Annotated in this window: 22 protein-coding genes and 3 pseudogenes; 11 read left to right on the top strand and 14 right to left on the bottom strand. The window is 68.3% G+C overall.

Going from position 1 to position 26,102, the window contains the following annotated elements; all coding sequences use genetic code 11:
* Together Q9G87_RS49785 and Q9G87_RS49780 are read right to left on the bottom strand one after the other, a co-directional pair.
* Positions 1 to 187, bottom strand: a pseudogene (locus Q9G87_RS49785) (succinate dehydrogenase/fumarate reductase iron-sulfur subunit); the annotation flags it as partial.
* Positions 188 to 300: 113 nt separating this feature from the next.
* On the bottom strand, positions 301 to 726 hold the full coding sequence (locus Q9G87_RS49780; protein ID WP_305923695.1) for a cupredoxin domain-containing protein: 426 nt from the start codon (positions 724 to 726) through the stop codon (positions 301 to 303).
* A gap of 620 nt (positions 727 to 1,346) precedes the next feature.
* On the opposite strand from Q9G87_RS49780, the gene Q9G87_RS49775 reads away from it, so the two are divergent.
* Together Q9G87_RS49775 and Q9G87_RS61060 are read left to right on the top strand one after the other, a co-directional pair.
* On the top strand, positions 1,347 to 1,487 hold the full coding sequence (locus tag Q9G87_RS49775) for a hypothetical protein (RefSeq protein ID WP_305923694.1): 141 nt from the start codon (positions 1,347 to 1,349) through the stop codon (positions 1,485 to 1,487).
* Positions 1,488 to 1,495: 8 nt separating this feature from the next.
* A pseudogene (locus Q9G87_RS61060) lies at positions 1,496 to 1,597 on the top strand (hypothetical protein); the annotation flags it as partial.
* Positions 1,598 to 1,697: 100 nt separating this feature from the next.
* Here Q9G87_RS61060 and Q9G87_RS49765 read toward each other — a convergent pair.
* The 4 genes and pseudogenes from Q9G87_RS49765 to Q9G87_RS49750 form a co-directional block, all read right to left on the bottom strand.
* Positions 1,698 to 2,813 (bottom strand): DUF418 domain-containing protein, encoded by a 1,116-nt coding sequence (locus Q9G87_RS49765; RefSeq protein ID WP_305923692.1) that lies wholly within the window; start codon positions 2,811 to 2,813, stop codon positions 1,698 to 1,700.
* 7 nt (positions 2,814 to 2,820) lie between these two features.
* Positions 2,821 to 3,072 (bottom strand): annotated as a pseudogene (locus tag Q9G87_RS49760) (ATP-binding cassette domain-containing protein); the annotation flags it as partial.
* A gap of 181 nt (positions 3,073 to 3,253) precedes the next feature.
* The gene (locus Q9G87_RS49755; RefSeq protein ID WP_305923691.1) at positions 3,254 to 3,496 is read right to left on the bottom strand and encodes a hypothetical protein; all 243 of its coding nucleotides are present in this window, start codon (positions 3,494 to 3,496) and stop codon (positions 3,254 to 3,256) included.
* 228 nt (positions 3,497 to 3,724) lie between these two features.
* On the bottom strand, positions 3,725 to 5,353 hold the full coding sequence (locus Q9G87_RS49750; RefSeq protein ID WP_305923701.1) for a serine hydrolase: 1,629 nt from the start codon (positions 5,351 to 5,353) through the stop codon (positions 3,725 to 3,727).
* Positions 5,354 to 5,600: 247 nt separating this feature from the next.
* Between Q9G87_RS49750 and Q9G87_RS49745 the strand changes: the two genes are divergently transcribed.
* Positions 5,601 to 6,551, top strand: a complete 951-nt coding sequence (locus tag Q9G87_RS49745) for a GbsR/MarR family transcriptional regulator (RefSeq protein WP_305923690.1) — start codon at positions 5,601 to 5,603, stop codon at positions 6,549 to 6,551.
* A gap of 265 nt (positions 6,552 to 6,816) precedes the next feature.
* Positions 6,817 to 7,515, top strand: a complete 699-nt coding sequence (locus Q9G87_RS49740) for a cupin domain-containing protein (protein ID WP_305923689.1) — start codon at positions 6,817 to 6,819, stop codon at positions 7,513 to 7,515.
* 225 nt (positions 7,516 to 7,740) lie between these two features.
* On the opposite strand, the gene Q9G87_RS49735 is transcribed toward Q9G87_RS49740, so the two are convergent.
* A complete protein-coding gene (locus Q9G87_RS49735) occupies positions 7,741 to 8,838 on the bottom strand; it encodes a hypothetical protein (RefSeq protein WP_305923688.1) in 1,098 nt (365 codons plus the stop codon).
* A 71-nt stretch (positions 8,839 to 8,909) separates the two neighbouring features.
* On the opposite strand from Q9G87_RS49735, the gene Q9G87_RS49730 reads away from it, so the two are divergent.
* Together Q9G87_RS49730 and Q9G87_RS49725 are read left to right on the top strand one after the other, a co-directional pair.
* Positions 8,910 to 9,524: a TetR/AcrR family transcriptional regulator gene (locus Q9G87_RS49730; protein WP_305923687.1), complete on the top strand. Its 615-nt coding sequence runs from the start codon at positions 8,910 to 8,912 to the stop codon at positions 9,522 to 9,524.
* Positions 9,525 to 10,344: 820 nt separating this feature from the next.
* Positions 10,345 to 10,782 carry a hypothetical protein gene (locus tag Q9G87_RS49725; protein ID WP_305923686.1) on the top strand — a complete coding sequence of 146 codons (438 nt, stop codon included), beginning with the start codon at positions 10,345 to 10,347 and terminating at the stop codon, positions 10,780 to 10,782.
* 721 nt (positions 10,783 to 11,503) lie between these two features.
* Here the strand turns inward: Q9G87_RS49725 and Q9G87_RS49720 are convergent.
* The 6 genes from Q9G87_RS49720 to Q9G87_RS49695 all read right to left on the bottom strand — a co-directional run bounded on the left by Q9G87_RS49720 (position 11,504) and on the right by Q9G87_RS49695 (position 18,921).
* Positions 11,504 to 12,457 (bottom strand): nitroreductase/quinone reductase family protein, encoded by a 954-nt coding sequence (locus Q9G87_RS49720; RefSeq protein ID WP_305923685.1) that lies wholly within the window; start codon positions 12,455 to 12,457, stop codon positions 11,504 to 11,506.
* Positions 12,458 to 12,923: 466 nt separating this feature from the next.
* On the bottom strand, positions 12,924 to 14,582 hold the full coding sequence (locus Q9G87_RS49715; RefSeq protein WP_305923684.1) for a SulP family inorganic anion transporter: 1,659 nt from the start codon (positions 14,580 to 14,582) through the stop codon (positions 12,924 to 12,926).
* A 153-nt stretch (positions 14,583 to 14,735) separates the two neighbouring features.
* Positions 14,736 to 15,437 carry an anion permease gene (locus Q9G87_RS49710; protein ID WP_305923700.1) on the bottom strand — a complete coding sequence of 234 codons (702 nt, stop codon included), beginning with the start codon at positions 15,435 to 15,437 and terminating at the stop codon, positions 14,736 to 14,738.
* Positions 15,438 to 15,470: 33 nt separating this feature from the next.
* Entirely contained in the window at positions 15,471 to 17,075 is a 1,605-nt protein-coding gene (locus Q9G87_RS49705; RefSeq protein WP_305923683.1) for an IS4 family transposase, read from the bottom strand.
* Between the two features lie 216 nt (positions 17,076 to 17,291).
* Complete coding sequence (locus tag Q9G87_RS49700) at positions 17,292 to 18,080, bottom strand: DASS family sodium-coupled anion symporter (protein WP_305923682.1); 789 nt, start codon at positions 18,078 to 18,080, stop codon at positions 17,292 to 17,294.
* A 124-nt stretch (positions 18,081 to 18,204) separates the two neighbouring features.
* Positions 18,205 to 18,921, bottom strand: a complete 717-nt coding sequence (locus Q9G87_RS49695; protein WP_305923681.1) for a CBS domain-containing protein — start codon at positions 18,919 to 18,921, stop codon at positions 18,205 to 18,207.
* 218 nt (positions 18,922 to 19,139) lie between these two features.
* Here Q9G87_RS49695 and adhP point away from each other — a divergent pair, with 218 nt between their 5' ends.
* From adhP to Q9G87_RS49670, 5 genes are all read left to right on the top strand, one after another.
* Positions 19,140 to 20,150 carry an alcohol dehydrogenase AdhP gene (gene adhP / locus Q9G87_RS49690; protein ID WP_305923680.1) on the top strand — a complete coding sequence of 337 codons (1,011 nt, stop codon included), beginning with the start codon at positions 19,140 to 19,142 and terminating at the stop codon, positions 20,148 to 20,150.
* 2 nt (positions 20,151 to 20,152) lie between these two features.
* A complete protein-coding gene (locus Q9G87_RS49685) occupies positions 20,153 to 20,602 on the top strand; it encodes a hemerythrin domain-containing protein (RefSeq protein ID WP_305923679.1) in 450 nt (149 codons plus the stop codon).
* A gap of 95 nt (positions 20,603 to 20,697) precedes the next feature.
* Complete coding sequence (locus tag Q9G87_RS49680) at positions 20,698 to 20,916, top strand: hypothetical protein (RefSeq protein WP_305923678.1); 219 nt, start codon at positions 20,698 to 20,700, stop codon at positions 20,914 to 20,916.
* 51 nt (positions 20,917 to 20,967) lie between these two features.
* The gene (gene cysK / locus Q9G87_RS49675) at positions 20,968 to 22,530 is read left to right on the top strand and encodes a cysteine synthase A (protein WP_305923677.1); all 1,563 of its coding nucleotides are present in this window, start codon (positions 20,968 to 20,970) and stop codon (positions 22,528 to 22,530) included.
* A complete protein-coding gene (locus Q9G87_RS49670) occupies positions 22,431 to 23,186 on the top strand; it encodes a DUF2249 domain-containing protein (RefSeq protein ID WP_305923676.1) in 756 nt (251 codons plus the stop codon). The genes cysK and Q9G87_RS49670 overlap by 100 nt, the downstream gene beginning before the upstream one ends.
* 171 nt (positions 23,187 to 23,357) lie before the next feature.
* Here the strand turns inward: Q9G87_RS49670 and Q9G87_RS49665 are convergent, their stop codons facing one another.
* On the bottom strand, positions 23,358 to 26,069 hold the full coding sequence (locus Q9G87_RS49665) for a helix-turn-helix transcriptional regulator (RefSeq protein ID WP_305923675.1): 2,712 nt from the start codon (positions 26,067 to 26,069) through the stop codon (positions 23,358 to 23,360).
* Positions 26,070 to 26,102 lie beyond the last annotated feature (33 nt).

The following is a 26,102-nucleotide window of genomic DNA, read 5'->3' as shown; positions in this document are numbered from 1 at the left end:
CCGCCTCCTGCCGGTCCGCCACGTCATACGGGTGCATGTCCAGCTCGGCGATCCGCATGAGGAACCGGGGACCGGAGAAGTTGGTCTTGTTCTCCTCGTGGTCGCGGATCACGTGGCAGACGTTGTTGCACATGAAGCATTCGATGCACTTGCGGAACTCCTGGGACCGCTCGACGTCGACCTGCTTGGCCGCCGATGTCCACGCCCTCCACGCCCGTGCAGGGAGGCACCTTCCCGGCGAGTGGGATCGCGTCCGTGCCGGCTGGGGCGCCGCGTCGCGCCGAGCCGTGCTCGCAGTGGTCACTTGACGGTCAGGGTGGTCTCCATGCCTTGGGTGCGGTGGTTTCCCACCGGGCACCACACCTCGTAGGTGCCGGGCCGGAGGGCGACCGTCCATTCGGTCTTCTTGCCACCGTCGACGACGTCCGACTGTTGGGTGCCCACGCCGGGTCCCTTGAGGGCCATCGCGTGGGGCGCGCTTCCGACGTTGTCGATCATGAACGTGTACGTGCCGGCGGCGAGGTCTTGCTTGGCGATCAGGAAAGAGAACTCGTTCACCGTCACGTTGATCATCCTTCCCTGCTCGGCAGGCGACGTGGTCGCCTGGCGGGCGGGAGGAGCCTCAGGTGCGCTCGAACCGCCCCCGCAACCAGAGAAGGCCAGCAGTGTGACGGCAGCCGCCCCAGTGGCGAGGGCCAGTCGCCGTCGATTGGTGATCCTGAGCATTGAAGACCTCCTCTTTGGCCTCGCTGCCCTGTCTCCTGCAGGCGCGGTGGCTCGGCCATGGCCACGCCCGGTGGTCCAGACTGCTGCGGCCAGCCGTATGTGGTGGTCTCTCTCCAGTCTCCCGCCATCACCCTCAACTGGGAACATGCAGAGGTCCGGCGTGTGCCCCATGTTCCGCTATGGCTCGTCTCAGCCCGGCGGCCTGACCTCCAGAACGACCGGCAACGAGCCCGCGCCCGATAGACCGCGCAACGCGGGCCGCCCAAGAGTGAGATCCCCTCGGGCGGCCCCGGGCGCCGCCGCGAGAAGGGGGAGCACGAGCCGGCCGATGGTGCGCCCGGCCACCAAGCGGCAAACGCCCGCTCACATGTCGTAGCCGGCGGTAAGGATGATCAGATCGAGCAGCTCGGAGACCTCTTTGGCGATCACCGGACCCGGGCGGAAGCCGTACGGCTGGCCACGGAGAAGGGATGGCTGTGACCTTCCGGGGCCACGGTGTTCGTCGCCGCCCCCGGAGCCCCCTTCCGGAACCCGCCCTCCCCGAAGGGGAGTGCTGTCGTTGATCAAACGTTGATCACGCGGGACACCATGGAGGACATCTTGGGCGAACCCCCGAGATCATGTCCCCCTACCAGGAGGACAACGTGCGCCGTTTCGGCGATTACGTCTACGACTTGAACGGGCCGCTGGACGGCATGGAGGTCCACCTCGATCTCGGCGAGGAGGTCACGACCTGTACGCCCCCGCGCACGCCTCCTTGACCAGGGACGTGCTGGCCCACAGCAAGCCCGGCCTGCCGCCGGAGGAGCGGCTGGCCCGGTGGTCGGAGGCCGACTCGGCGGCCGTCTCGCGGGCCCGGCAGACGCTGTCGGAGATCTGGGAGAGCGACAACTTCGACCTGGCCACGCTCTCGGTCGCGCTGCGTGCCTTCGCACGCTGGTGGCCGCCAGCAACCTCCCGCACTCGGAGGCCTAGGCTCCGCTGCTGCGGCGGTACGTCAGCCGCCGCAGCATCGCCTCCGCCGGGCCCCGGTACCCGGCCCGGCGCATCCACTCCGCCAGGAGGATCGAGACCGCCCAGATCGCGACGGCGAGCCCCGCCGCGTCGGCGAACCCCAGGTCGCCGCCCAGGTCCAGGGTGAACGGGTAGAACAGCACGAGGAACACCACTGACTGGAACAGGTAGAACGTCAGCGACCGCTGGCCGAGCGCGGCGAGGGCGGTGGTGAAGGGACCGCCTTCCACCCGCGTTGCGACGAGGCCGATGAGGGCGGCCAGGGCGATGCCGCCGGCGTAGCCAGTGAGGGTGTGCGCGAGGACGGCGGCCGAGGGCGCGGGAGGCGTCCACACCCCGGCCATCAGCAGGGCCCCCGGGAGCCTGCTGATGAAGGCGACGCCGAGGCCGATCACGGTGACGCGGCGCAGCAGGCTCTTGTGGCGCTCGGGCTCGTCCAGGATCCGGCGGCGGGCGGCCCAGATGCCCAGCAGCATGCCTGGTACGACGTCGATCGTGCCCAGGACCGTCTTGAACGGCCACAGCTGGAGGCCGGACAGGAGATGGGAGCCGAGATCGGCCGGCATGGCCCCGGCCGGCGTGATGGGGACGGTGCCGGCGTACGCCAGAATGATCGGTCCGGACACCACGAGCGCGGCGGGGACGAGGGCCAGGGCGGCCGTCCAGCACAGCACCGAGTCGCGGGCCCGCACCAGCGGGGCGAGCACCAGCAGCGTGAGCCCGTACACCGCGACGATGTCCAGCGGCACGAGCAGCACACCGTGCACGAAGCCGATGACGATCAGCCAGCGCCCCCTGCGCCGCAGCAGCTTCCTGAGCGAGATCCAGTCGACTCCCTTCGCCTGATGCCGGCACGCGAGCTGCCCCAGCGCATAGCCGAACAGGAACACGAACATGGGCCGGGCCTGGTTGTGAGCGAGCAGGTGATCGAGGAACGCGGCTACGCCGTTGAGAACGCCGGGACCCGCCCCGGAGACGAACACCGGCGCGTGCGCCAGCGCGATCGCCAGTAGCATGAAGCCCCTGGCCAGGTCCGGCGCCAGAGACCGGCGGGTCGAAGTCATCACGGTCATGGCGTCACCTGATCCGCTGCAGCACGACCCCGAGCCGGGCCCGCCACCGCTCGTCGCCGTGCGCGGGGTCGGCGCCGAGCGCCTCGACCCGGCCCGCCGAGCGGGCGCGGAAGCCCGCCAGGATCTCGATCGTGGTGGTCTTGCCGGCCCCATTCGGGCCTAAGAGGGCCAGCATCTCGCCGTGGCTGCCCTGGAACGTGACGTCGTGCAGGACGTCGGCCGAGCCGTAGCGCATGCGCAGCCCGTCGATGTCGAGCATGACCTGCTCGGTCTTGGTCATCAGATGAACTCTCTTCGTGATCGGACGCCTCCGCGCCAGGCCGCGTGTCGGCGGAGTTTCGCCGCGAGGGCATGATGGATCGCCCCCCGGGCCGGCGACGGCCGGGGTGTGGAAAGAGAAGGAAATGGGTGGGAGTGCCGTATGGGGAAAGGCGGGCGGGTTACCAGCGCTCGTGCGCGAGCGTCTCCTGGACGCGCGCCATCAGCTCGGCCCGGTCCACACCGGCCAGGGCGAGCGCGCGAGGCACGTTGCCGGCCGCGGTGTCCGGGACGCCGAGCAGCATTCGCACGCAAATCCGTACGCCGGGGCTGTGCACCATGGGCCCGGTACGGGTCGGTGCGGCCGGCAAAACGAGCAGGCCCGCCAGCCGGACTTGCGCCTGGCGAGCTTGCTGGTACCGCACGCGGGCGTGGTGGAGGCTGAACGCAGTCGGAGAGCTCCCTTATCTCTTGGCGGCGTCGACGCCGAGATCGGCCCGCTTGGAGATGCCCAGCCGGTCGCCGATGTCGGTGCCCGACGGCCCGGGGCGCGGGGGGCGAGGACCGCACCTACCCCAAGCAGGACAACGGTCGCATGGATCCGAATGGTGCGCCGCCATCGCGGCTTGGGCGGGCGGCAGTGCAAGGAGCGGTTAGGTCGTCGGGAGGCCGACCGCGTTGGACGCGTCGGCCTCGAAGTATTCCGTCGTAGCGAAGGGGCCGGCGTGATCCTCGAAGAAGCTCCTGACGCCGTCGATCGAGTCATGGACGATGACGTTCACCGCCTTGGTCCCGTCGGTGCTCGCCACCGCCAGCGTCCACTTGGCACCCGTGGGAAGCTGGCCGTACGCCTTCTTCAGGGAATCCCAGAAACCGTCGTTGTTAGAAATCGTGGAAACAGCCATGATGTGCACCGTGGCACCCTCCTCATTGGCTCTCGGATTTACTCGGCAATTGATGTGAAGATACTGTGCGGCACCATTCTTGAAGTCGTAGATCGCGACGGTCTGAGGGTCCTCGAGCGGATCGTCCGAAGGCATCAAGAAGTGGGTCTCGCTGATTGGGGACAGCTCGTAGTCGAGCTGTTCTGGTTTATTGAGGAGTTGCGCCTCCATGGGGTTCAGGGTGAATTTGAGGTGGAGTTTTCCGCGGTCGGCCGCCACTTCGTAGCGGGTGCCGGGACGCTCGTAGGAGCCTTCGTACCTGGACAGATCGAGGGCCAGGGTCGGGTCGGGCTCCGGCAGGTCGGGAATCGTGACCGCGCCGAGGCCGGCCAGGATTTCGTTGAACACCTTCCGGTAGAAGCTGTCGCGCGGCCCGGCGTTCGCCAGCATCGAGACCGCGATATTCGATTCCGACAGGATCCGCAAGCGGGCGCTCTGGCTGACTGCGCTGCCGTCGTGTGCGTAGACGGTTTGGCCGTGCCAATCGCACACTATGAGGCCGAGGGCCCATTCCGGCCCGAACATGTACGGGTCAGGTATGGGGACCCGCGACTCCGTCATCTCACGGGTGACGCCGGCTGAGACGATTCTGGTCCCGTTCGGCGCCTTTCCTTCGTTAAGGAAGACGTACGCCATCGTCAGCAATTCCCGGGCTGTCGTGCTGACGTTGCCTCCGGGGCCGAAGGAGCGCGGCAGGTGACTCAGCGGTGAGAGGATGGGTCCCTCTTCGAGGGATCGGATCAGGTATCCGGTCGCGGCCCGGTCCTGGTCCACGTGCTCACGCCGGCTGCTCGTCGAGGTCAGTCCCAAGGGGTCGAACAGGCGATCCTTCATGATGTCGTCCCACCACTTGCCGTCGATCACCTCCATGATGCGGGCGAGGATCGCGTAGCCCAGGGCCGCGCTGTAGCCGTGAGTGTGGCCCAAGGGGTGGACCTGGCATGCGCCGGCGATGTTCTCCACCATGCGCTTGTACACGTCGTCGTCCTCGCCCGGATCTCCGTAGTTCTCCTCGATGCCGTTGGTGTGGTTGAGGAGATGGCGGGGTGTGACCTTGGCGCTGACGCCGGGGTCGGCGACCCGGAAATCAGGAAGATAGGTCCGCACCGGCTCGTCCAGGGCGACTTTCCCCTCGTCGACGAGCTGCATGAAGGCGAGGGCGGTCCATGTCTTAGATACGGAGCCGCACTGGTAGATGGTGTCGGTCGTCGCGGGCTCCCGCGCGGAGATGTTCTTGACGCCGACCGCGAAGTCGATGATCTCCCCGTCGCTGAGGACACCGATCACGGAACTCGGAATCCAGTACTCCGCGAGCAGCTCGGAGACGCGAGCTCGCATCCGGGTCACATCCAACGCTCTTGCCATAAGGGGTTCCTCGTCCCACCCGATTCTTTCCAAGCAGGAAAAGGCTACGTTGCGTTTTAAGTCTCGTCAACGAGAGACCTCTAACAGTGGGCTCCAATACTGGTCTTCTATGTCAATCGTTGCAACAGCAGTGTTGATAAATGCAATTCACGCCAACCAGCCGTTGCAATGTACTGTTGGTGAACGCACCCGTGAACCCGAACCAACAGGGAGCGAGCCGATGCCCGGAGGCAGGCTGACCCACGAGGATCGCCGGCAGATCGCGATCTGGCTGGCCGAAGGGCTGGGATACGCCGAGATCGCCAGGCGGCTGGGCAGACCCACATCCACGATCAGCCGCGAGGTGGCACGCAACAGCGCGCCTGGCGGCTACCTGGCCGACCGCGCCCAGCAGGCCGCCGGGCAACGCGCCCGCCGCCGCAGACCGGTGCAGGCCACGGAGCCACCAGCCGACGAGCGGCCGGCCGAATCCGTGCGTGGTTTCGTGGAGCAGTTCGCGACGCTGCTGGTCGGGACCGGCCTTCCCCGGATGCCCGCTCGCGTGTTCGTCTGCCTGCTCACCTCCGGCTCCGAGGGCCTGACATCCGCCGAGCTCGTGCGCCAGCTACAGGTCAGCCCGGCGTCGGTGTCCAAGGCCATCGGCTTCCTCGAGGCGATCGAGTTGGTCAGGCGCACACGGGATTCCGGCCGCCGCGAGCGGTACGTCATCGACGACGACGTCTGGCTCCGGGCGTTCAAAGCCGACACCGGGGCACACGCCGAGGTCGCGGCGGCCGCGCGGCACGGGATCGAGATCTTCGGCGTCGGCACGCCCGCCGGCACCCGGCTGGGCCAGATGGCTCAGTTCTTCACCTGGATCAGCGAGCAGATGAACGACAGCGGCCTCACCGACGCCGTCGTCCGCGATGCGCTGACAGTGCTGGCCGCGCTGGTGTACGCCGCTCGGCCACTCACCGTGGACGAACTCGCCACGGCCCTGGACTGGCCCATCCAGCGGGCGGCCGACGCCCTGGACGCGATCAGCCGTCGTCCGATCCTCTCCGACCCGCTCACCGTGGAGCAGGTCGGGCGCGGCGCGTACGCCATCACCCCGAGGCCGGACCGCCTGAGCTCCGCGCAACGCGACGCACTGATCGTCAGTCCGTGCTCGACCCAAGGGACTCGAAGATGACGACGCCGGATGGACGTCGCAACCGCGATCCCTCCGGTCGCACCCGCGCGCCTGCCGGGCAGCGTCGCAGTTCCGAGATTTACGCTATCTCGGAAGTGCACTCCCAGGTGTGACTTCCGAGATTACGCACAGCGGGGCGTCGCAGGAGCCCGGATCCGCTTCCGAGATTACGAAGCGGCGCCCGGGTGCCCGCCCCACCCGGCTCCCGCCCGCCTACGACACCGTCCTGCTCCCGCGGCATGGTGGACCACTGGTCGACCCTGCCGTGCCGATCGCTGATGGCACATCCACGTTCAGCGGCTTCGATGCGGCGGGACGCCGCATGCAGCTCGATCTTGGACTTCGGCTGCACCGGAGCGCGCCGGATATTGGCGCAATCAAACAGGCAGGAATTGGATCTCCCGACGAGGCCAACGCATCACGTAGGGTCATGCCGCTCAGAACGATCCACCACTTGGAGCCAGTAACGATGTCCTATCCGCCGCCGCGATACTTCAAAGATCACGGGATCGCCAGCTCAACCCACCGGTCGGCCGACGCACCGCCGGACCTCACGATCGGAGTGAAGTCCCGGGTCGGCTATCTGGCGACAGGTGCGAGCACCGATGGCCAATTCGGTCTCTACCGCTGGGACATGGCCGCGATCCCGAACGGCCCCGGAGCCCACTTCCACAGGACCATTTCCGAGTCGTTTTTCGTCCTGGAGGGCACCGTCTCGCTGTACAACGGCGAGCGATGGCTGGACGCGACACCGGGCGACTTCCTGTACGTGCCGCCAGGCGGGGTCCACGCCTTCAGCAACAATTCCGATGCACCTGCTTCCATGCTGGTGCTGTTCACGCCGGGGGCGCCCCGTGAGGCGTATTTCCGGGAGCTCGCCGAAATCGTCGCTTCCGGCCGCGGGCTCACCGACGAGGAATGGACTGAGCTGTATGCCAAGCACGACCAGTACGCCGTACAGTGAACCACGCGTGGTGATGGCGCTCTGCGATCCCAGACGATATCCCAACCGAGCAAGTAGACGGCTGAGGCCTCCTGGGCACGATAATCACTCACAGGAACGTTGCCCCAATGGGCAGCGCGATGTCGCGCATCGGCGCGGCGGCAGGATCGGGCGGCGACAGCTCCTCGTCACCGCCGTAGTGCTGCAACAGCGGCTATCGCAACGCCAACACGATGCTGCACGCGCTCACTGCGGCTCGGGCGCCTCTTGTTTCGGGCTCTGCCGAGTGCCCGCCGTACCGCTGACCGGTGGTCGACGGAGCCGCAAGGCCGCGACTACCAGCAAGGCCACCGCGCCCGCGGTGAGGATGGCGTTGCTGGCCAGGTCTTCCGCCAGGGGGGTCGGTGGGGTGCGCGGCACAGTCGGGGTGATGGTCCTCTGCGGGAAGGAGTGCCAGGCGTAGGTCAGCATGGCGCCGCCGGCGAGTGCCAGCCGGTGGGCCTGTGACCAGCCGGCGCGGTGTGACCAGCGAACCACCACGGTGGCGACGGTGACGAACAGGGCCAGATAGATGATCGTGCTGAGCCACGCTGGGAGGGGGATCGCCTCCGCCAGCCAGGGCGTGAATCCGGTGGGGTCGACCGCGTACAGCAGCACGAAGACTGCTCCGGCGACCATGGCGAGGGCACCGGCGACCCACGGGCTGGGGGCGCGACCGGGCAGTGGGGTGAGGTCGGTGGTGCGCCTGGGGAGGCGGACGCCGACGACGATGATCGCGGCGATGACGACAGCGGCGCCGATGAGCTGGAGGGCGGAGGCGTGGTGGCCGTAGACGGCTTGGGCGATGCCCGAGCCCAGGGCGACGACCGCGTACATCACGCCCGCGATGGTGAGGCCGACCTTGCCCAGCCACGGTGTGGTGCGCCGCGCGCCGGCGAGGGTTTCGGCGACCGCGATCGGCGCGCTGATGCTGAAGGCCGTGTGCACGCCGACCATGAACAGCGTCCACGGGCCGGCCAGGCCGAGCGCGGGGATGAAGCCGTACTCGAGGGTGTGCGCGCCGACCACCCAGTTCGAGTCCCACAGCGTCTGAGTGACATAAGCCTCCTCGATCAGGCCGTAGACCAGCGCGAGGGTCATCATGGCGGGCCAGCCGCGTCCGGTACGGCGGGCGAACTCACGGATGAGGAGGGCGCCGCCGCCGTACAGGCAGGACAGGCCAAGCAGCTTTAGGACGTTGTCGGTGATCGGTGCGTTGCCCATCAGGTACTCGGCGGTCAGCGGCGCCAGGAAGAACAGCCCGATGGCGGGCGCCAGCCGAGGGAGTAATGCTTCTTGGTTCATGACTCCTACATACCATCACTGAGTGCAAATATACAATCGTGTAAAAATATTCTGCTGTAACATCGTGGACCATGGAGGAGACACGGCGCGAACGCAAGAAGCGACAGACCAGGCAACTGCTCATCCACGCGGCAGTACAGCTGTTCACCGAGCAGGGCTATGAACAGACCACCGGCGCGCAGATCGCCGCTGCGGCGGACGTGTCCACCAAGACGTTCTTCAACTACTTCCCGAGCAAGGAGGACGTGCTGTTCGCCGATGTCGAGCAGTTCTACGGGCTGGCGCTGGAGGTCATCGCCGATCGCGCACCGGACGACACGGTGGCGCAGGTGCTGCGCAGGACCTACCACCGGGTCATTGCCAATTACCTCAGCCAGGGGCCCTGGGCCGGGGACCCGAAGCTGAAGGAGGTCTACAAGAGGCTTCTCGCGACCGTGCCCGCCGTGCAGGCCAAGGCCCTGCACGTGATGTTCGACTCGCAGCGCCGGATCGCCGACGCGTTGCTGAAAGCCTTCCCCGACAGGCTGGACCCCATCAGCGCCGCGGCGGCGACCGGCGCGTTCATGGGTGCGGTGCAGGCGGCCGGGGCGGCCAGTCTGGAGATGTACGGCGAGGCGGAGGAGGGGCATCTGAAGTCGACCCGGCGGGCAGCGGACATCGCTTTGCGCGGCCTGGAATCGCTGTGAGGGGTTAAGTGCGGCAGGCCGCCGAGGCGAAGGCTGCGCCAGGCGTGGCCCTTAACCGCTGAGATCCACTCCCACAAGCTCGGGAACTCGTCAGCCAGCACTTCGACTTCGTGCCGCACCTGGACCGGGACGAGCAGCATCAGGTGTGGGTATTCACCCCGGCAGGGTAGGTCGGGCGAAGGCTCGCCGGCAATGTTCGGCGGCTTGGCCTTGATCTTGTCCGCTACTGAGGACTTCCGGACACAAAGATCACAATCACCGGACGTCACCCACCAGGCGATCCACCCGAAATCACAATCACCGGCGAGCTGCAACCGATCCGGACCGTACGCTTACGACGCCGCGCCGGCCCCGTTCGGCACCCGTGCTGGCCTGCGGGAAGGCGCTTACCGTACGGAATGGTTCCATTGCAGATCCACCCCCGACACACGACGGCCGTGACGGCGCGGCGTGGCTCGGTGAAGTACCGGATGCCCTGAAGGTGGACTCGGCATATGCCGTCGGCTGCTCATATGGCGGATGACTGGCAATGCATCACGAAATCCACCGACCCGGCCGATTCTCCACCCTTGTCCTCCTCGACCCGGCCGGTTTCGCCCTGCCCGGGCCGCGCTTCTATGGCTAGACGATCGCGGGCGCACTGGCCGGTCTCGCCCCGCGTATGCTACGTCCCCGTCCGGCCAGACTGGTGGCCAACGGCACGATCCTGGAGACGGAGATCATGTCGATGATCCCGGCCACCGCACGATACCGCCGCCTGCGACGTGGAGCTCCCGGTTCGTGTCGTCCTGGGCGAGAGCACGCCCGACACGACTTTCCTATGCGTAAGATCGCACGCCGCGCCGCGAGTCTGGGTGCCACTGCGGTGGCGGCGGCAGCCATTGGCCTGGTAGCAGCACCATCCGCGAACGCCGCGATGACCTGGTACACCGACCCGCCCACGAAAGCCTCGGGCGTGACGACTGTCGCCACCGTCTCCTTGCCGGGCGGCGGCAGCGTCCAGGTCCGTCAGGGCAAGTACGGCAACTACACGTACGTCTGGGGGCGGGTCTCGTCTCCGACGTCGAAGTACAACCAGGGCTACGCCCTGGAGTTCGTCGTCGGCGGATGCAATGTGTCTAATGGTTCGAAATCCAGGGACATCGACCGCACGACCTACACCCCCGCCGCCCGGCGAAACAAAGACTGTACGTACTACGCGCACGTCATAACCCACACCGGGAACAAGTACATCGCTACTGCCAGCTACAATCCGTGACCGGTAGCTGCCCTCGATAAACGTCACCAAGAGCAACCCCGCTGGAAGGACCCCGAAGCCACCGGGGTCCTTCCGCGTTTCGGACACTGGCCTTGGAATGGCAGCTACGACACCTGATCGCCTTGTGATCACCAGCAGTACAGCTAGATAGTGCAGTCAACGGTGCCTCTTCGGCGGGGGATCCGGATGGATGGGATCCCGCTAGATCACCGTCGTCGGAGCTCGCCCAGCCGGTAGCCGCCCCGCCCCTTGCAGATGGAACACGTGACCCACGGTTCCGGTACGTTCGGGTCATCTTGCAACGCGGTATATCCGCCCTCGCCTCCACAGCGGGTACATTTCTCCCATCGTCCGCGTCCACGGAACAACCAGACGATGCCCAGTGCCACGAGCCCGACGCCGATGAGTGCCTCCATACCTCAGGATGGCACGGCAATGCCTACCTCAGTCAAGATCGCTAGGGATGTTGACAGGCGCCCGCCTACCCCTTAGAGCATGCCTCCGGCGGGGGACTCAGGATCAAGGATGATCAACTACGCGCGCCCCCATCCGTGGCTGAGCTGGAAAGCCTGATCTTTCCGTCCCCGTCCCCCAGACAAGCCCAGCGGGTCAGGGCCAGGGTGTCACGGTCGTTCGTCCGGTAGGGCGCTCCACCATGACACCCTGTCCCTGACCCGCCCCGCACCGAGGAAGGGGTCGGTCCGGGGGTGCTGGTGGATGATCAACCGAATTTGGGAGCTGGGGCCGTGGCGTTGAGCGCCGTCACGATCGTCTCCTCCTCGTACCGGAAGTGGGATTCCAGCTGGTTCGCCAGCCGCTCCAGGTCGGCGCGCAGCTGCACGGAGTCGGATCCACCGGGTACGAAGCTGTCGACGAGCTGCTGGATGTCGTCCTGCAGCCGCGCCACCACCTTGTGCTCCTCGCCGAGCTGCGCCAGCGCCGGAGCGAGTGCGGGGAACTGCTTGGCCAGCATCGGGAACATGGCCATGTCCTCGCCGCCGTGATGCTTCTTCAGCGCCCCGCAGAAGTTCAGGCAGTGGGTGCGCATCTGCTGGGCGAGGTCCGGCGGCGTCCGCTCGATCGTGTCCACGCCGCCCTCGGTCGCCTGGTCCGCCTGGGCGCGGAGCGTCTCGAGCTCCTTGCGAAGCCAGTCGTGCACCTCGACGATCCAGTCGCCCATGCCCTTGACCCGCTCCTCGCCGGGCTTGGGGCCGATCCGGTGTAGTACGACGACCGGGATCTCGCGGGTCGTCTTGGCCTGGTGGTCGGCGTAGCCCGGCGCCTCGGCGATCACGCGGTCGAAGAGCTTGTCACGCTCCTGGGCCGGTGGGATGACGGCGATCGCCTGATAGGTGTCGCTACCTGTCTCAACCGTCACGATCGGGTTCTTGCGGATGTTGTGGTACCACGCGGGGTGCTTGTCGGCGCCATTCGAGGACGCGACGACGATCCCTTTTCCGTCGAATTCGAGATACCCCAGGATGCTCTCCCGTCGCAGGCCGCTCTTGGCTCCGACGGTCGTCAGCACGGCCAATGTCCAGCCCTCGAACATGCCGCTCATCTTCCCGTTGTTCGCCCGAAACTCGGCGATGACCTGACGCTGGAACTCATTGACGTCGAAGCCCGCCCAGGTCTCGGCCCGTGCTTCCCAGGTCTCGGCCTGTTCCGTGCTCATGCACTGCCTTTCCGTGTCGATTGCTCGCGAAGGAGGGCCACGCCACCGGAAATCGACACAGAAATACCCCGCATGCCTACGCAGTGAAGATGGGCGCAGCAATCCCAGGACAGGGATTGACAAGCTGCGAGAGACGGAACGTGCCGATCTCTGCAATGGCTGAGTAGCCGCTACCTCCATGCGTAGGCCCATACGGGGCTCGGTAAGACCGTAACACCGTCCTCGCTGATCGAGCAACGTCACCTTGGCGGGTGCAACCGAGAGCCTGTGGACCGGAGTTGGGCCCGATCTCGAGCCAGCTAGAGATCACCCGGCGGGCCGGAGGCTACGGATCCAGATGAGGGAACCACGCAGGCGGAGCCCAGCGAGGTAGCTGCGAATTGCGTTCGTTCAAGGCGGGAGCTCAAAACGCCATGGAGGTCCTCATCCGACACCTGCTCGTTCCGCACTCCCCGGAGCTGAGTCGTCACGTGCCCTTGGATGAGGACCGCCATTGCTCGTAGGCCGCCACGGCGGTCGGCAGGGTCGGGAAGAGGAAGTCCTCGCCGATGGCCGCGGCCAGGCCGAACGCGTCGAGCGAGGCACGCAGGTCCTGCTTGACCCTGGCCATGGCGAACACGACGCCCCGGCGGGCCAGTTCGGCGCGCAGCGACTCGACGGCATCCAGCGCGGTGGCGTCCACCTCCACATTGGCTTCGGCGTTGAGCACGAACCACAACACAGGGCCTTCGTGCTCATCGGCCGCGGCCAGCGCACGGCGCCGGAAGTCCTGGGCATTGGCGAAGAACAACGGGGAGTCGTAGCGGTAGACGACCAGCCCGGGAATGGTCCGGGCGTCCGGATAGTCATCGACGTCGTGCATCCCCGCCAGTCCCGGGACGATGCCCAGGATCGCGTCGTGCGGGCGAGCCACCCTGGCCAGCATCTCCGCGACCGACAGAGCCACCGCCAGCAGCACGCCGTACAGGATGTCGAAGACCAGCACCCCCGCGAACGCGGCCAGAGCCAGCAGCAGCTCACTGCGGCGAAAGGCCGCCAGCCGGCGGAAGGCGGCCACATCGATCAGCCGTATCGCGGCATAGATGACGATCGCGCCAAGCGCCGCGGTGGGAAAATCGGACAGCAGCGGCCCAGTGAACAGGACGACCGCAACCACGGCTGCCAGGGCGACAAGCGAGTACATCTGAGTACGGCCACCGGCCGCGTCGGCCAGGGCGGTACGACTGCCGCTGCTGCTCACCGGAAACCCGTGCAGAACGCCTGCGCCAAGATTGGCCACGCCAAGGGCGAGCAGCTCCTGGTTGGCGTCGATCTGCTGATTGTGCTTGGCGGCGAAGGACCGTGCGGTGAGCACGTTGTCGCTGTAGCCGACCAACAGCACGCCGAGCGCGGGCAGCAGCAGGTGCTGCAGGTCGGCGAGCGTTGGAAGGGCGGGCGCGGGCAGGCCCGCGGGGATCTCCCCCACCACCTTGATCCCGTACCGCTCCAGCCCGAACAGCGTGACGCAGGCGGTGGCCAGGAGGACGGCGAGCAGCGGAGCTGGAATCCACGGCAGGCGCCATTGGGTGAGGAACAGCAAGGCCAGCACTCCGGCCGCGAGCAGCAGGGTCCCCGGATGGATCTCCGGCAGACCCCCTGCGAACGACAGCAGCTCGGCAATGGCGTCGTCACCCGACACCGGCACCCCGGTGATCTTCCCGAGCTGGCCGACAATCATGATCACTGCCACGCCCGCGAGATAGCCGACCAGAATCGGCCGCGACAGCAGGTCGGCGACGAAGCCGAGCCGGAGCAACCGGCAGACCAGGCAGAGCAGACCGACAGCGACGGCGAGCCCGGCCGCGAGGGTCGCGTACCGGTCCGGATCACCCGCCGCCAGCGGTCCGATCGCGACAGCGGTCATGAGTGCGGTCGTGGACTCGGGCCCTACGGACAGCTGGCGCGAGGAGCCGAGCAACGCGTACAGCGCGAGTGGTGCCAAGATGGCCCAGATCCCTGCCACGGGCGGCAGCCCCGCCACGGTGGCGTAGGCCATGACCTGCGGCACCAGGTAGGCCGCCACGGTGAGCCCGGCCAGCACGTCGCCACGCAGCCATTCGCGCCGGTACGGAAGGAACGCGACCATGCCCGTCAGTGTCGCACTGCCGCAGCAGTGCCAGCGCCCGCACTTCGAGCCAGCGGCCCAACGGCGCACTAGTCGGGCTCCACCAGGTCAGGCCGCAGGAGGCACCTGGTTCGTGGCATCGGGCTTGGGGACGGCGCCCGGAGGGCGCCATCCCTACCAGTAGCCGAGGATCTTGAACCAGACAGCGCCGGCGCCCATCCAGACGGCGATGTTGACCGCGGCGACGATCAGGCCGTTGCGCCACCACTCGGTCAGCGTCACGTAGCCGCCGCCGAACAGGACCGGTGCGGGTCCGGAGGCGTAGTGGGTCAGTCCGCCGTACAGGGAGCTGATGAAGCCCAGCACCAGCGCGGCCATCATCGGTGGGGCACCTGTGGCCAGGGCGGCGGCCAGGAACGCGCCGTACATCGCGGCCACGTGCGCGGTGTTGCTGGCGAAGGCGTAGTGGGAGGCGAAGTACACCAGCGTGAGCAGGACGAACGCGACCTGCCACGACAGGCCTCCCGCGGCCCCGGTGATGGAGGTGCTGACCCAGCCGACGACGCCGAGTTTCTGCAGCTGCCCGGCCATCATCACCAAGACCGCGAACCAGGTCAGGGTGGTCCACGCGGATTTGTCGCCGGCGAGATCGTTCCAGGTCAGCACCCTGGTGATGAGCAGCACCGCAACGCCGGCGAACGCACTGGCGGTGGCCGACAGGGCCCAGAGCTGGCTGCCGAGCGACCACAGCATCAGCAGCATCACGAACACGCCCGCCATGATCCACTCTGGGCGGGACATCGGGCCGAGTTCGGCCAGTTGGGCACGGGCCCGCCGGGGCGCCTCAGGGGTGTCGCGCAGCTCGGGGGGAAACACCAAGGCCAGGTAGTTAGCGTTTTCGGGTGCCTGTCAAGGAGGTGGCAGGGTGGGCACGGCGGTGTAGAGGCCCGGGCTGATCTTGCGGATGAGTCCGGTTGCGGACCATCGGGACAGTTGCCGATACATGGTGTTCAGGGTGATGTCGCCGAGGTGGCGAGCGATGTCGCGGGCTGGCCAGGGGCGGTCGGGGTCTTGGTGGAGGAGGGCCAGGACCCGTTGTTGTCTGCGGCGGTCGGCCGGGGCGATGGGTCGCTCGTCTCGAGATGCGGCAGGCAGTGCGGGCGGGGGTGGCAGGAGGGTGATGTTGAGGCGGGTGATGGCGCGGCTGATGTCGGGGCGGCCGTCGTCCAGCCGTTCGCCGTAGCGGGAGATCGGTGACTTGACCTTGCGGGTGCTGACCCGCGGGCGTCGTGGTGGGAGCAACCTGGCCAGCACCCGGCGTCCGATCGTTCCGATGAGGTCGGGCGCTTCGGGCACGACGCCTTCGGCTTGGATCACCAGGTCACGGGCAGCGTGGAAGGCGATGGTGAACCCGCATCGATCGGGATCGGTTCCGGGGCGGGACTGTGCTGCGTCGACCATGACGGTGCGCAGCAGTTGGTAGAGCGTGAGCAGCGCCCACATCTCCTGCTCGACGCCGACCGGGTCGCCCGACCTCAGCACGCGGCCGCGCAGGATCGTGTGCCGGAGCGCGTAGTAAGCCGATTCGTGCTCCCAGCGCTGGTGATACAAGGAGACCAGGGCGCCGGCGGGGTGGCGGCGGGCGTTGGTCAGCGTGGTGACCAGCCGGTAGGAGGCGTCGAAGACGGTGCCGTCAGCGCAGGTCACGGTGATCTGGGCGTCGACGATCCGCACCGGGACCGAGCCGATCACCGACAGGTAGGAGCCGTCGGCCAGGCGGGACAGGACCGGCACGCGGCGGTTGCTGCGCAGGCGGCCTACAACCTGAGCTCCGGTGCCCGTCACCGCGGCGAGGAAGTCGTTGCCATCGAATCCCTTATCCCACAGCACGAGCATGTCCGACCTCAGCAGATGCAGCAGCCGCTTGGCGTATGCGGTCTCGCCCGTGGCAGTGGGCCCGAAGACCGCGCCGATCATCGCCCGGGTGCCGGTCTCCACCAGGGTCATCAGCTCCAGCTGGGGATAACCGCCATGGGCCAGCCGATCGAGCCAGGCCCGGTTGCGGCTGGTATCGGGGACCTTGAGCGAGCTGCAGCCGTCGAAGGAGACCGTCCGGTAGCGGCCGAACCGCACCCCGGGCGTCGTCGGCCGCGCCAGCGGGCCGCACAGCACCTCGAACAGCGCCTGCATCGGCGCACTGCCCACCCGGCGGCGCAGGTCGCGTAACGCTTTTGCGGTCGGTGAGACAACAGCGGGCAGCCCGGCCAGAGCGCCGGTCATCTTGTCCCAGACAAGCAGGTAGCCGACCTCCGGAAACAGGCACATCGCCAGCAGGAAATACACCCCGACCCGCGAGGGAAGCTCCCGGATCCGGCGCTGCACCCGGCCCGTCTCTGCCAGCACCGCATCCACCAACTCGAACGGCACGACCTGCGTGAGCTCTCCCAGATGCCCCGGTGCGAACACCCCCGCGGCCACCCGCACCACCCGGGAAATGACAGACTGATCCCGCAACGGGACTCCACTCTTCAGATGATCTTCGCCGAACATCTGATCTACAGGAGTCCCGTTGCCCGTCTCAGCCGATTGACAAGAATCAAATCCCCTTAACTACCTGGCCTTGGGCGTTCCCCCTTGGATGTGGACACGGCTGGTTGTGGAAGATCACCGTTCTACTGGATCTCCGTCCTCATGTCCTGAGAACCACGTCTTGACGGCACTGCGAAAGCCTTAACTACCTGGCCTTGGGGGAAACACCTTGTACAGCACCGCCGGGATCACGGCGAGCGCGATGAGACCAGGTACGAGTGCGGCGACCGTCCACGTCAGCCAGCTGATCTCGACGCCCTGCTCACCGGCGAACTTCTGCACCAGGGGGTTGGCGGCCATCGCGGTGGCGAACATGGCGCTGGTGATGACGTTTACGCCCATCGCGGTCGCCGTCAGGTAGGCGCCGAGCCTGCGGCGGGTCTCACCGTCCGGCCGTGAGCCGGCCTGTTCGCTCAGCGAGGTGATGATCGGGTACAGCACGCCGCCGGAGCGGGCGGTGTTGCTGGGCGTGGCGGGCGCCAGGATCAGGTCCGTCAGCGCGAGGCCGTAGCCGAGGCCGAGGCTGCGCTTGCCCAGCATGGCCACGAACCACAGCGCCACCCGCCGTCCGAGTCCGGTCTTGGTGACGGCGATGGAGATGAAGAAGGCCGCCACGATCAGCCAGATGGTCGGCTCGGCGAACCCGCTCAACGCGACCGCCGGCTCCAGGACACCGGCGACCATCGTGAAGGCGAGCCCGGTCAGCGCGACAGCGGCCAGCGGCATCGGCTGCGCTATCAGTCCGAGCACGGTGGCGACGAAGATGGCCAGCACGGCCCAGCCGCCCGGTTTGACGGGTTCAGGCTGCGGCAGCAGGTAGATGATCAGTCCGGCGGCGACGGGTACGGCCCAGCGCAGCACCGTCCACCACCATCCGCCTCGTTCGGCCGATACCGGACTCGAGGGGTTCTTCGGCTGAGGCCGTAGCATGATGATTCTCCCATCACAGCCGATCAGGGGTTCCCGGCTGCGGGACCAGTGTGGGCACCCAGACTCTTGGGGCGCTTGAAGCGAAAGTCACCAACAACAGGGTCTTTGGACCCACGCATCCCGCTCAAGATCGGTCCCAGATCAACGGCAGCTCGAGCCGGTCGTCCCGCTCCCAGACGAGGCTCTCACGGACGTCAACAACGCCGCCGAGTCCCTTCGTCATGTGCACGGCAGCCTCCGCCTCGGTGCGGGTCGAGGTAGAACCGGACAGCGTCACGATGCCGTTCTGAACCTGCACGACGATCCCGCTCCGGTCGTTCCACCGGGACTGCTCGGGTATGGCCTCCTCGACCCAGCGCTTGAGCTCCGCGTCGTCGCGGACGTACGCCTTGAGCAGGTCGCGCCTGCTCACGATGCCGATCAGTCGCCCCTCCCCGTCCACTACGACCAGGCGCTTGACGCCGTGGGTGTCCATGAGCTGGGCGGCCGTCACGGTGGACACGTCCGGCGCGACCGTCACCGCCGGCGCCGACATCAGCTCTGCCGCCGTGGCGGCGTCGGCCTTCTCCTGGCCGTCCTCACCGCGCCCGGCCAGCCTGCGGCGCAACCGGGCACGCAGCCGGGGCCGGTAGTCCTCCCCGTAGTACTGCTCCCGGAACTCCTCCTTACGGAGCAGATCCGCCTCGGACACCACGCCGACAACCCGCCCGTCCTCGTCCAGCACGGGCACGGCGCTGACGCCGCGCCGCACCAGCAACTCGGCAACCTCCTTGAACGGCGTGTCCGCTGTCACCGAGGCCACGTGCGTGGTCATCACGTCTCTCACACTGATCCGCACCATCGGATCCTCCCTTCCTCTGCACAGCACATCGCACCATCGCGCCGAAGCACGCTCCTAGGGACGGAAGTCCCTTGTGCCGGCGCTTTGGTCAGGGTGCTTCTTCGCGATAGGGCCCCCGTTATGGGGGACGGACGGCCATCCAGAGCGGGACTTTCGGCCCTGATTCCCTGGCCACCCGTCGGCGAAGGTGGGCACAGGACCAAAGGAGAGTGGAGAGCATGCGCGCTGCCGTCGTGACCGGATTCGACAAGCCCCTCGAGATCCAGGAGCTGCCCGTCCCTGTGACAGAGCCGTACCAGGTGCTCGTGAGTATCGAGGCGAGCGGTCTGTGCCACACCGACATCCACGCCGCTCACGGGGACTGGCCGGTCAAGCCGTCCCTGCCCTTCACGCCGGGGCATGAGGGCGTGGGGATCATCGAGAAGATCGGCTCTGCGGTGACCGGTCGCAAGGTGGGTGAGCGGGTGGCCATCCCGTGGCTCGGTTCTGCCTGCGGCACCTGCGAGTACTGCGTCAGCGGCCGGGAGACCCTGTGCGAGTCCCAGCAGAACACCGGCTACGCCCTCGACGGCGGCCACGCCGAGTACGCCGTGGCCCACGCCGGCTACGTGGTCCCGGTCCCTGACGGCGTCTCCCCCGTCGAGGCCGCGCCGCTGACCTGCGCGGGCGTGACCACGTACAAGGCCGTCAAGGTCTCCGGCCTACGCCCGTCCGAGCGGGCCGCGATCTTCGGCATCGGCGGGCTGGGCCACCTGGCGCAGCAGTATGCGCAGATCTTCGGCGCCCAGACCGTCGCGGTCGACGTCACCGAGGAGAAGCTGCGGCTGGCCCGGGAGCTGGGTGCCACGCACACGATCAACGCCGCCACCGGCGACCCGGTCGAGGAGATCAAGGCGCTGGGCGGGGTGGACGTGGCCATCGTGCTGGCCGCCAGCCCCCGCGTGCTGGAGCAGGCCCACGCCTCGCTGCGCCGCGGCGGCCGCCTGGTGCTGGTCTCCCTGCCCAAGGACAACGCGATGAGCCTGCCCATCTTCCAGACCGTGCTCGGCGGCATCACCGTCATCGGCTCCATCGTCGGCACCCGCGCCGACCTGGCCGAGGTGTTCCAGCTGCATGCCGAAGGACGCACCAAGGTCATCTACGAGACGCGCAAGCTCGAGGACATCAACCAGTCGTTCGACGACGTCCTCGCCGGCACGGTGCCCGCGCGTCTCGTCTTCGAGATGTGACCATGTGCAACTACTGCGGATGCCGGGAGTTTCCGCTAATCGGTCGCCTGTCCCAGGAGCACTGGGACATCGAGGAGTGCGCGGGAGTGCTACGCCGGGCTATCCGGGACGGCGGGCACGGCGAGGCCGGAACCCTGCTGGATGAGCTGCTCGCCCGCCTCGTCCCGCACACCGCCACCGAGGAGATCGGACTGTTCGCCGAACTGCGCGCCGAGGGAGCGCTCGCGGATGAGGTGGAGCGGCTCTGCGCCGAGCACACCGACATCCACGGCGTGCTCGGGACCATCGACCGGACCTCACCCGACTGGCCCGCCGTGCTCAAGGCTCTGGACCGGCTGCACCAGCACATCGACCACGAAGAACACGGGCTGTTCCCGGCCGCCGTCATCATGCTGCCGCTCGCCGCCTGGGACCGCATCACGCCCGAGCAGTCCTCAGCCGGGCTTCCTTGAGGGCCGAACGGCCCGGAAGGTCGGGTCCAAAGTCCCTCCGGAGAGGTGACCTGTGGCCGTGACGGCGGGCCCGGCTCCGGATCTACGGTTTCGATATGTCCGATGAACGCCACCTGATCCGCCGCCTGCCTGGCAGGTGGTCGGTGGCGTCCATGACGGGCCTGCACCCTGACGGGCGGCGAGTCGCACTTGTGAAAGCCCATCCCCAGACCCGCCGCCCGTCCACCCCGCAGGCACAGGTCGCCGGCTTCGCGACCCCCATGACCGGGTTCCACGTCCGACGCGTCTTCGACGAGCACTGTCCCGCGGCCTGACCACCGGCCAGGTAGCACTCGTCACCGACGACACGGACGGACATCACCCTCATGCTCGACGACCTTCGCGCGGCCGTGCACCGCGACCCCGCCCTATACGGCCACCGCAAGCTGGAGGCCATCCTCTACGCCGGCGTCTGGGCGGTATGGATCCACCGCCTGGCCCACCGGCTGCACCGCCGCCGCGTGCCCTTCCTCCCCCGCCTTATCTCACAGCTCGCCCGCACCCTCACCGGGATCGAGATCCACCCGGGCGCCCGCATCGGGCGGCGGCTGTTCATCGACCACGGAGCGGGCGTCGTCATCGGCGAGAGCGCAGTCATCGGCGACGACGTCACGCTCTACCACCGCGTCACGCTCGGCGGCCGCGGCTTCCACTCCGACGCCAAGGGAATGCCTCGCCACCCGGTGCTCGGCGACCGCGTCACCGTCGGCGTCGGCGCCTCCATCCTCGGCCGCGTCCACGTCGGCGACGACGCCTCGATCGGTGCCCACGCCCTCGTGCTGGCCGACGTGCCCGCGGGCGCCCGCGTACCCGTCACCCCAAGCACCATCAGGAGCGAACCGGTGCCTTCCATCCACCCCAACGTCCTCTCCCTCATAGGCTCGACCCCGCTCGTGGGCCTGTCACGCTTCGGCGCGGACCTGCCCGCCCGGCTGACCGCCAAGCTGGAGTCCGCCAACCCGGGCGGCAGCGTCAAAGACCGCATCGCCCACGCCATGATCGAGGCCGCCGAGGACACGGGCCTCCTGTCCCCCGGCGCCCACATCATCGAGCCCACCAGCGGCAACAATGGCATCGGACTGGCCATGGTGGCCGCAGCGAAGGGATACCGGCTGACGCTGACCATGCCGGAGAGCATGAGCGTGGAGCGGCGGGCGCTGCTGGCCGCCTATGGCGCCGAGCTGGTCCTCACCCCCGCCCCGCTCGGCATGAACGGTGCGATCGCCGAGGCCGCGCGTCTGGCCGCAGAGCACGGCTGGTTCATGCCCCAGCAGTTCGCCAACCCAGCCAACCCCGACATCCACCTGCGCACCACCGCCCAAGAGATCTGGGACGACACCGCCGGCGAGCTCGACCTGCTCGTCTGCGGCGTCGGCACCGGCGGCACCATCACCGGCGTGGGCCGCTTCCTGCGGGACAAGAAGCCGCACGTACACGTGATCGCCGTCGAACCCGCTGAGTCCGCGGTGCTGTCCGGCGAGGCCCCGGGGCCGCACGGGATCCAGGGCATCGGCGCCGGCTTCGTCCCAGAGGTCCTGGACACCGGGATCTACGACGAGGTGATGCGGGTCGACGTGGACCAGGCCCGGGACGCGGCGCGGCGGTTGGCCCGCACGGAGGGCATTCTCGCGGGCGTCTCCGCAGGCGCGGCCCTGCACGCCGCCTGCGCCGTCGCCATCCGCCCAGAGAACGCGGGCCGGCTCATCGTGGTCGTCCTGCCCGACACCGGCGAACGCTACCTCCGCACCCCCTCTTCACCCCGTAGGAACCACAGGAGGAGATCCCTTCCATGTCCGCTCAGACGCAGACCGGCGCCCAGGACGCCGTGCTGTCGAGAATCCGCGCCCACCACGACCAGCTCGGCCGCACGATGTCCGATCACGCCGTGACCATTGCCCGCTCGATCGACCGGCTGATGTCCCCGGCGGCCCGGCAGACGGTGCTGGCGGCGTTCTGCGCCGAGGAGGTGCTGCCACACGCCGCGGCGGAGGAGGCGACGCTGTACGCCGCCGCCGACGACCTGCCCGCCACCAGACTCCTGGTCCAGGCGATGCGGGACGAGCACGCCACCCTGCAGGCGCTGGCCGCCGAACTGGTCTCGGCGACCACCCCGGGCGAGATCGTGAGTGCGTCGTCGGCGCTGAACACCCTGTTCCAGTCACACCTGAAGAAGGAGAACGACGTCCTGCTGCCCGCCCTCGCCGACCACGGCATCGACCTGGCGGCCCTGCTCGGCGACGCGCATGAGATCCTCGGCGAGGCGACCGCGGACTCCTGCTGCGGATGCGGCGGCACGGGGGCCCCAGAGGGCGTGGAGGAGGTTGTGGCGGAGCTCGACGTCCGCCGGCTGATCCCGGCCCAGCGCCACAAGCAGATCTTCGCCGCGTACGCGGAGCTGGCGACGGGAACGGCGTTCGTGCTGGTCAATGACCATGATCCCAAGCCGCTCTACTACCAGTTCGCGGCCGATCACCCCGGCGAGTTCACCTGGGAGTACCTCGAGTGGGGCCCGGCGGTCTGGAAGGTCCGCATTGGCCGTGCCTGACCCGCTGTTGCACCGAAGTGCCTGCTCCCGGAGAGTGCGAGATCGGCGGGGCTCGATCTCCACAGCACCACCGAGTCCAAGGGTCGAATCCGTTCAGAGGTCCTGGAGACCCTTCAGTTCGCATGAGCTCTGGGCCTTCGCGGTAACGGGGTTGTTGAAGCAGCGCGCCAATCAGTGTGGTTGGTTGGTGGCGCCGTCTTGAGGCTTGGTCAGCAGGTCGCGTAGCTGCGCTCGCGTGCTGATGCCGAGTTTGGGGAACGCCTGGTAGAGGTGGCTGCCGACGGTGCGATGGGACAGGAAGAGCCGGTCGCCGATCTCCTTGTTGGTCAGGCCTTGGGCGGCGAGTTGGACGATCTGCTGGGTGCGTGGCGGGAGACCGGCGAGCCGGTCGGGGCTGGCGGCCTTGGGTGCGATGCCGGTGGCGCGCAGTTCCGCGCGGGTGCGCTCGGCCCAGGGAACGGCGCCGAGTTCCTCGAACACCTTCAGCGCGCGGCTCAGCGGTGCGCGGGCCTCGCTGGCCCGGCGTGCCCGTCGCAGCCATTCGCCGTGGTCGAGCTGGATCTGGGCACGTTCGAACGGCCACCTTTCGCCTGCCGGGTCGGCGAGCGCGGCGATGAATCGTTCCTCGGTCTCGCCGGGCGGTGCGAGGAGTGCCTCGGCTCGGTTCATGATCTGCTGCAGCCGGGCGGAAGCTTCCGTCCCGGCCAGTTCGCGCACGCGGGACAGCAGGTCGCGAGTCTGCGAGGCGCGTCCAGTGCGCGCCGCCGCGGCGGCGAGGTCGCCGATCTGGTAGCAGGACGTCACGTAGTGCAGCGGCTCGCCGTGGGCGTCGAAGCAGCGGCGGAAGTGGCGGTAGGCGGTCTCGGGGTCGCCGTCGGCGACGGCGACCATTCCGGTCACCCAGTGGGTTCGGACGAGCAGCGCGGTGATCTGGGCGGGGCCGGCGATCGACAGGGCCAGGTCGGCCCGCAGCCAGGCCCGATGGATGTCGCCGCGCAGTGCCGCCAGGGTGGCGTCCAGGACGAGTGCGCCTAGAGAGCTCAGGGTCGTGTGCTCCCCAGAGGCGAGCCGGTCGACGCAGGCCAGTGCGTGGGTCCAGCGCCCGGCGTCCAGGTAGGCCCAGCCCAGATCGGCTGTGACCAGGCCGCCTTGGACGAGCGCGGCGTCCGGCCGTTCCGGCCCGCCGATGGGCTCCAGCAGGTCGATGGCCGTGGTGGGCTCGTCGACACGGGCCGCGAGAGTTCCCACCATATGTTGCACTGCAAGATCGTCATCGAGGGCCGCGACGATCCCCGGCAACGCCTCCCGGACGACTGACCCGCTGCCGAAGGGGTCGGTCATCGCCAGCACCGATAGGTGGAAGCCGGTCAGCGGTCCGGTGCGGTCCACGCGGGCGGCGCGGATGACCTGCTCACGGTACTCGGCCTTGCCCGACGTGAACGCGATGTGAGCCGCCACCGTGAACAGGCGCATCCCGCCATCCTCCGAAGGATCCGGCGTGTTGGCCATGACCCGCCGGAACGCGCTGTCCAGTCGCAACGTGAAGGAGCCGGCGATGCCGGCGAGCGTTCCCGTCCAGACTCGGGTGGCGGGATCGTCGGTAAGCTCCGATGCCCGCTGGGCGAGTTCTTCCGCGCGGCTGATGGCGCCCGCCACGAAAGCGAGAACCGCGGCGGTGCCCAGCCGCCGGCCGTGCTCGCGCGGGCCGGGGCTGAGCTGTCCCGCCCGGACGAATCCCGCCAGTGCCTCGGCGGTCGCGCCGCGTCGCACTGCCCGGTCCGCCGCGGCTTCCACGGTGGCCGCGATGGTCTCATCAGGTGCCGCGGTAGCGGTCGACAGATGCCAGGCCCGCCGGTCCGGATCCCAGTCGAGCCCGGCCGCGAGCGCAAGGTGCGCCCGGCGGCGCTCGCTGAACGAGGCCCGACCGTAGATCGCCGATCGGACCAGCGGATGCCGGAACTCGATCAGGCCGGGGCCGATCCGGATCAGTCCCGCTTGCTCCGCAGGCAGCCACACCTCATGGTCGCTGTCGTCGGGGAGCGCGGACTGTACCGTCGCCAGATCCGTGGTGTCGGCGGCGGCCGCCACCAGCAGTGCGGCCTGGGCTGATGCGGGCAATTGCGGTACCTGGGCGGCGAACGTGCGCTCCAGCAGCTCGGTAACCGGGACGGCGGCGTACTGCGCCAGTTCCCTGCCCTGCATCGCCTTGGCCAGCTCGACCAGCGCCAGCGGATTGCCTTCGGCCTCGGCGAGGATCAGCTCGCGTACGGCCCCGGTCGGCGGGTTCGGCCCGCTGTCGAGCAGCAGCCGCGCCCCCTGCTCGGGCAGGGGTTCCAACCGGATGACAGGCAGGACGCCGTCGAGCTCCGCAGGAAGCCGGTCGCCGCGGGCCGTGACGATCAGCCCGATCGGCTCGCCTTCCAGCCGCCGGGCGAGGAAAGCGAGCAGCGAGCGGCTGGCCAGATCAATCCACTGCAGATCGTCGACCGCCAGCAGGACAGGGCCGTCGTCGGCCAGCCGGGACAGCAGGGTGAGCACGGCCATGCCGAGGACCAGCCCATCCGGCGGCACGTCTTCCTCTCCCAGGCCGAGCGCGCCGAGCAGCGCCGAGCGGCGCCGGTTCGGCAGCGACTCCGCCCGATCGAGCACGGGGAACAGCAACTGGTGCAGTCCGGCGAACGGCAGGTCGGTCTCGGCGGTGCTGCCCCGCGCCCGCAGCACCCGGACGCCCTGCTCTGCCGCCCGTTTCGTGACGGCCGTCAGCACACTGCTCTTGCCGATGCCGGGATCGCCGAGCACGGCGCACAGCAGGGACTCGGATATCTCAGGGGAGAGGGCGTCCGCGATCTGGGCGAGCTCGCGGTCCCTGCCGACAAGGATCAACCGGCCCTCCCGTACACATGCTGGCTAGGAGAC

The organism is Nonomuraea turcica (assembly GCF_030718205.1).
Lineage (GTDB): Bacteria > Actinomycetota > Actinomycetes > Streptosporangiales > Streptosporangiaceae > Nonomuraea.
Note: the sequence above shows the minus strand (reverse complement) of the source record. Positions and strands in the feature narration are given on the sequence as shown.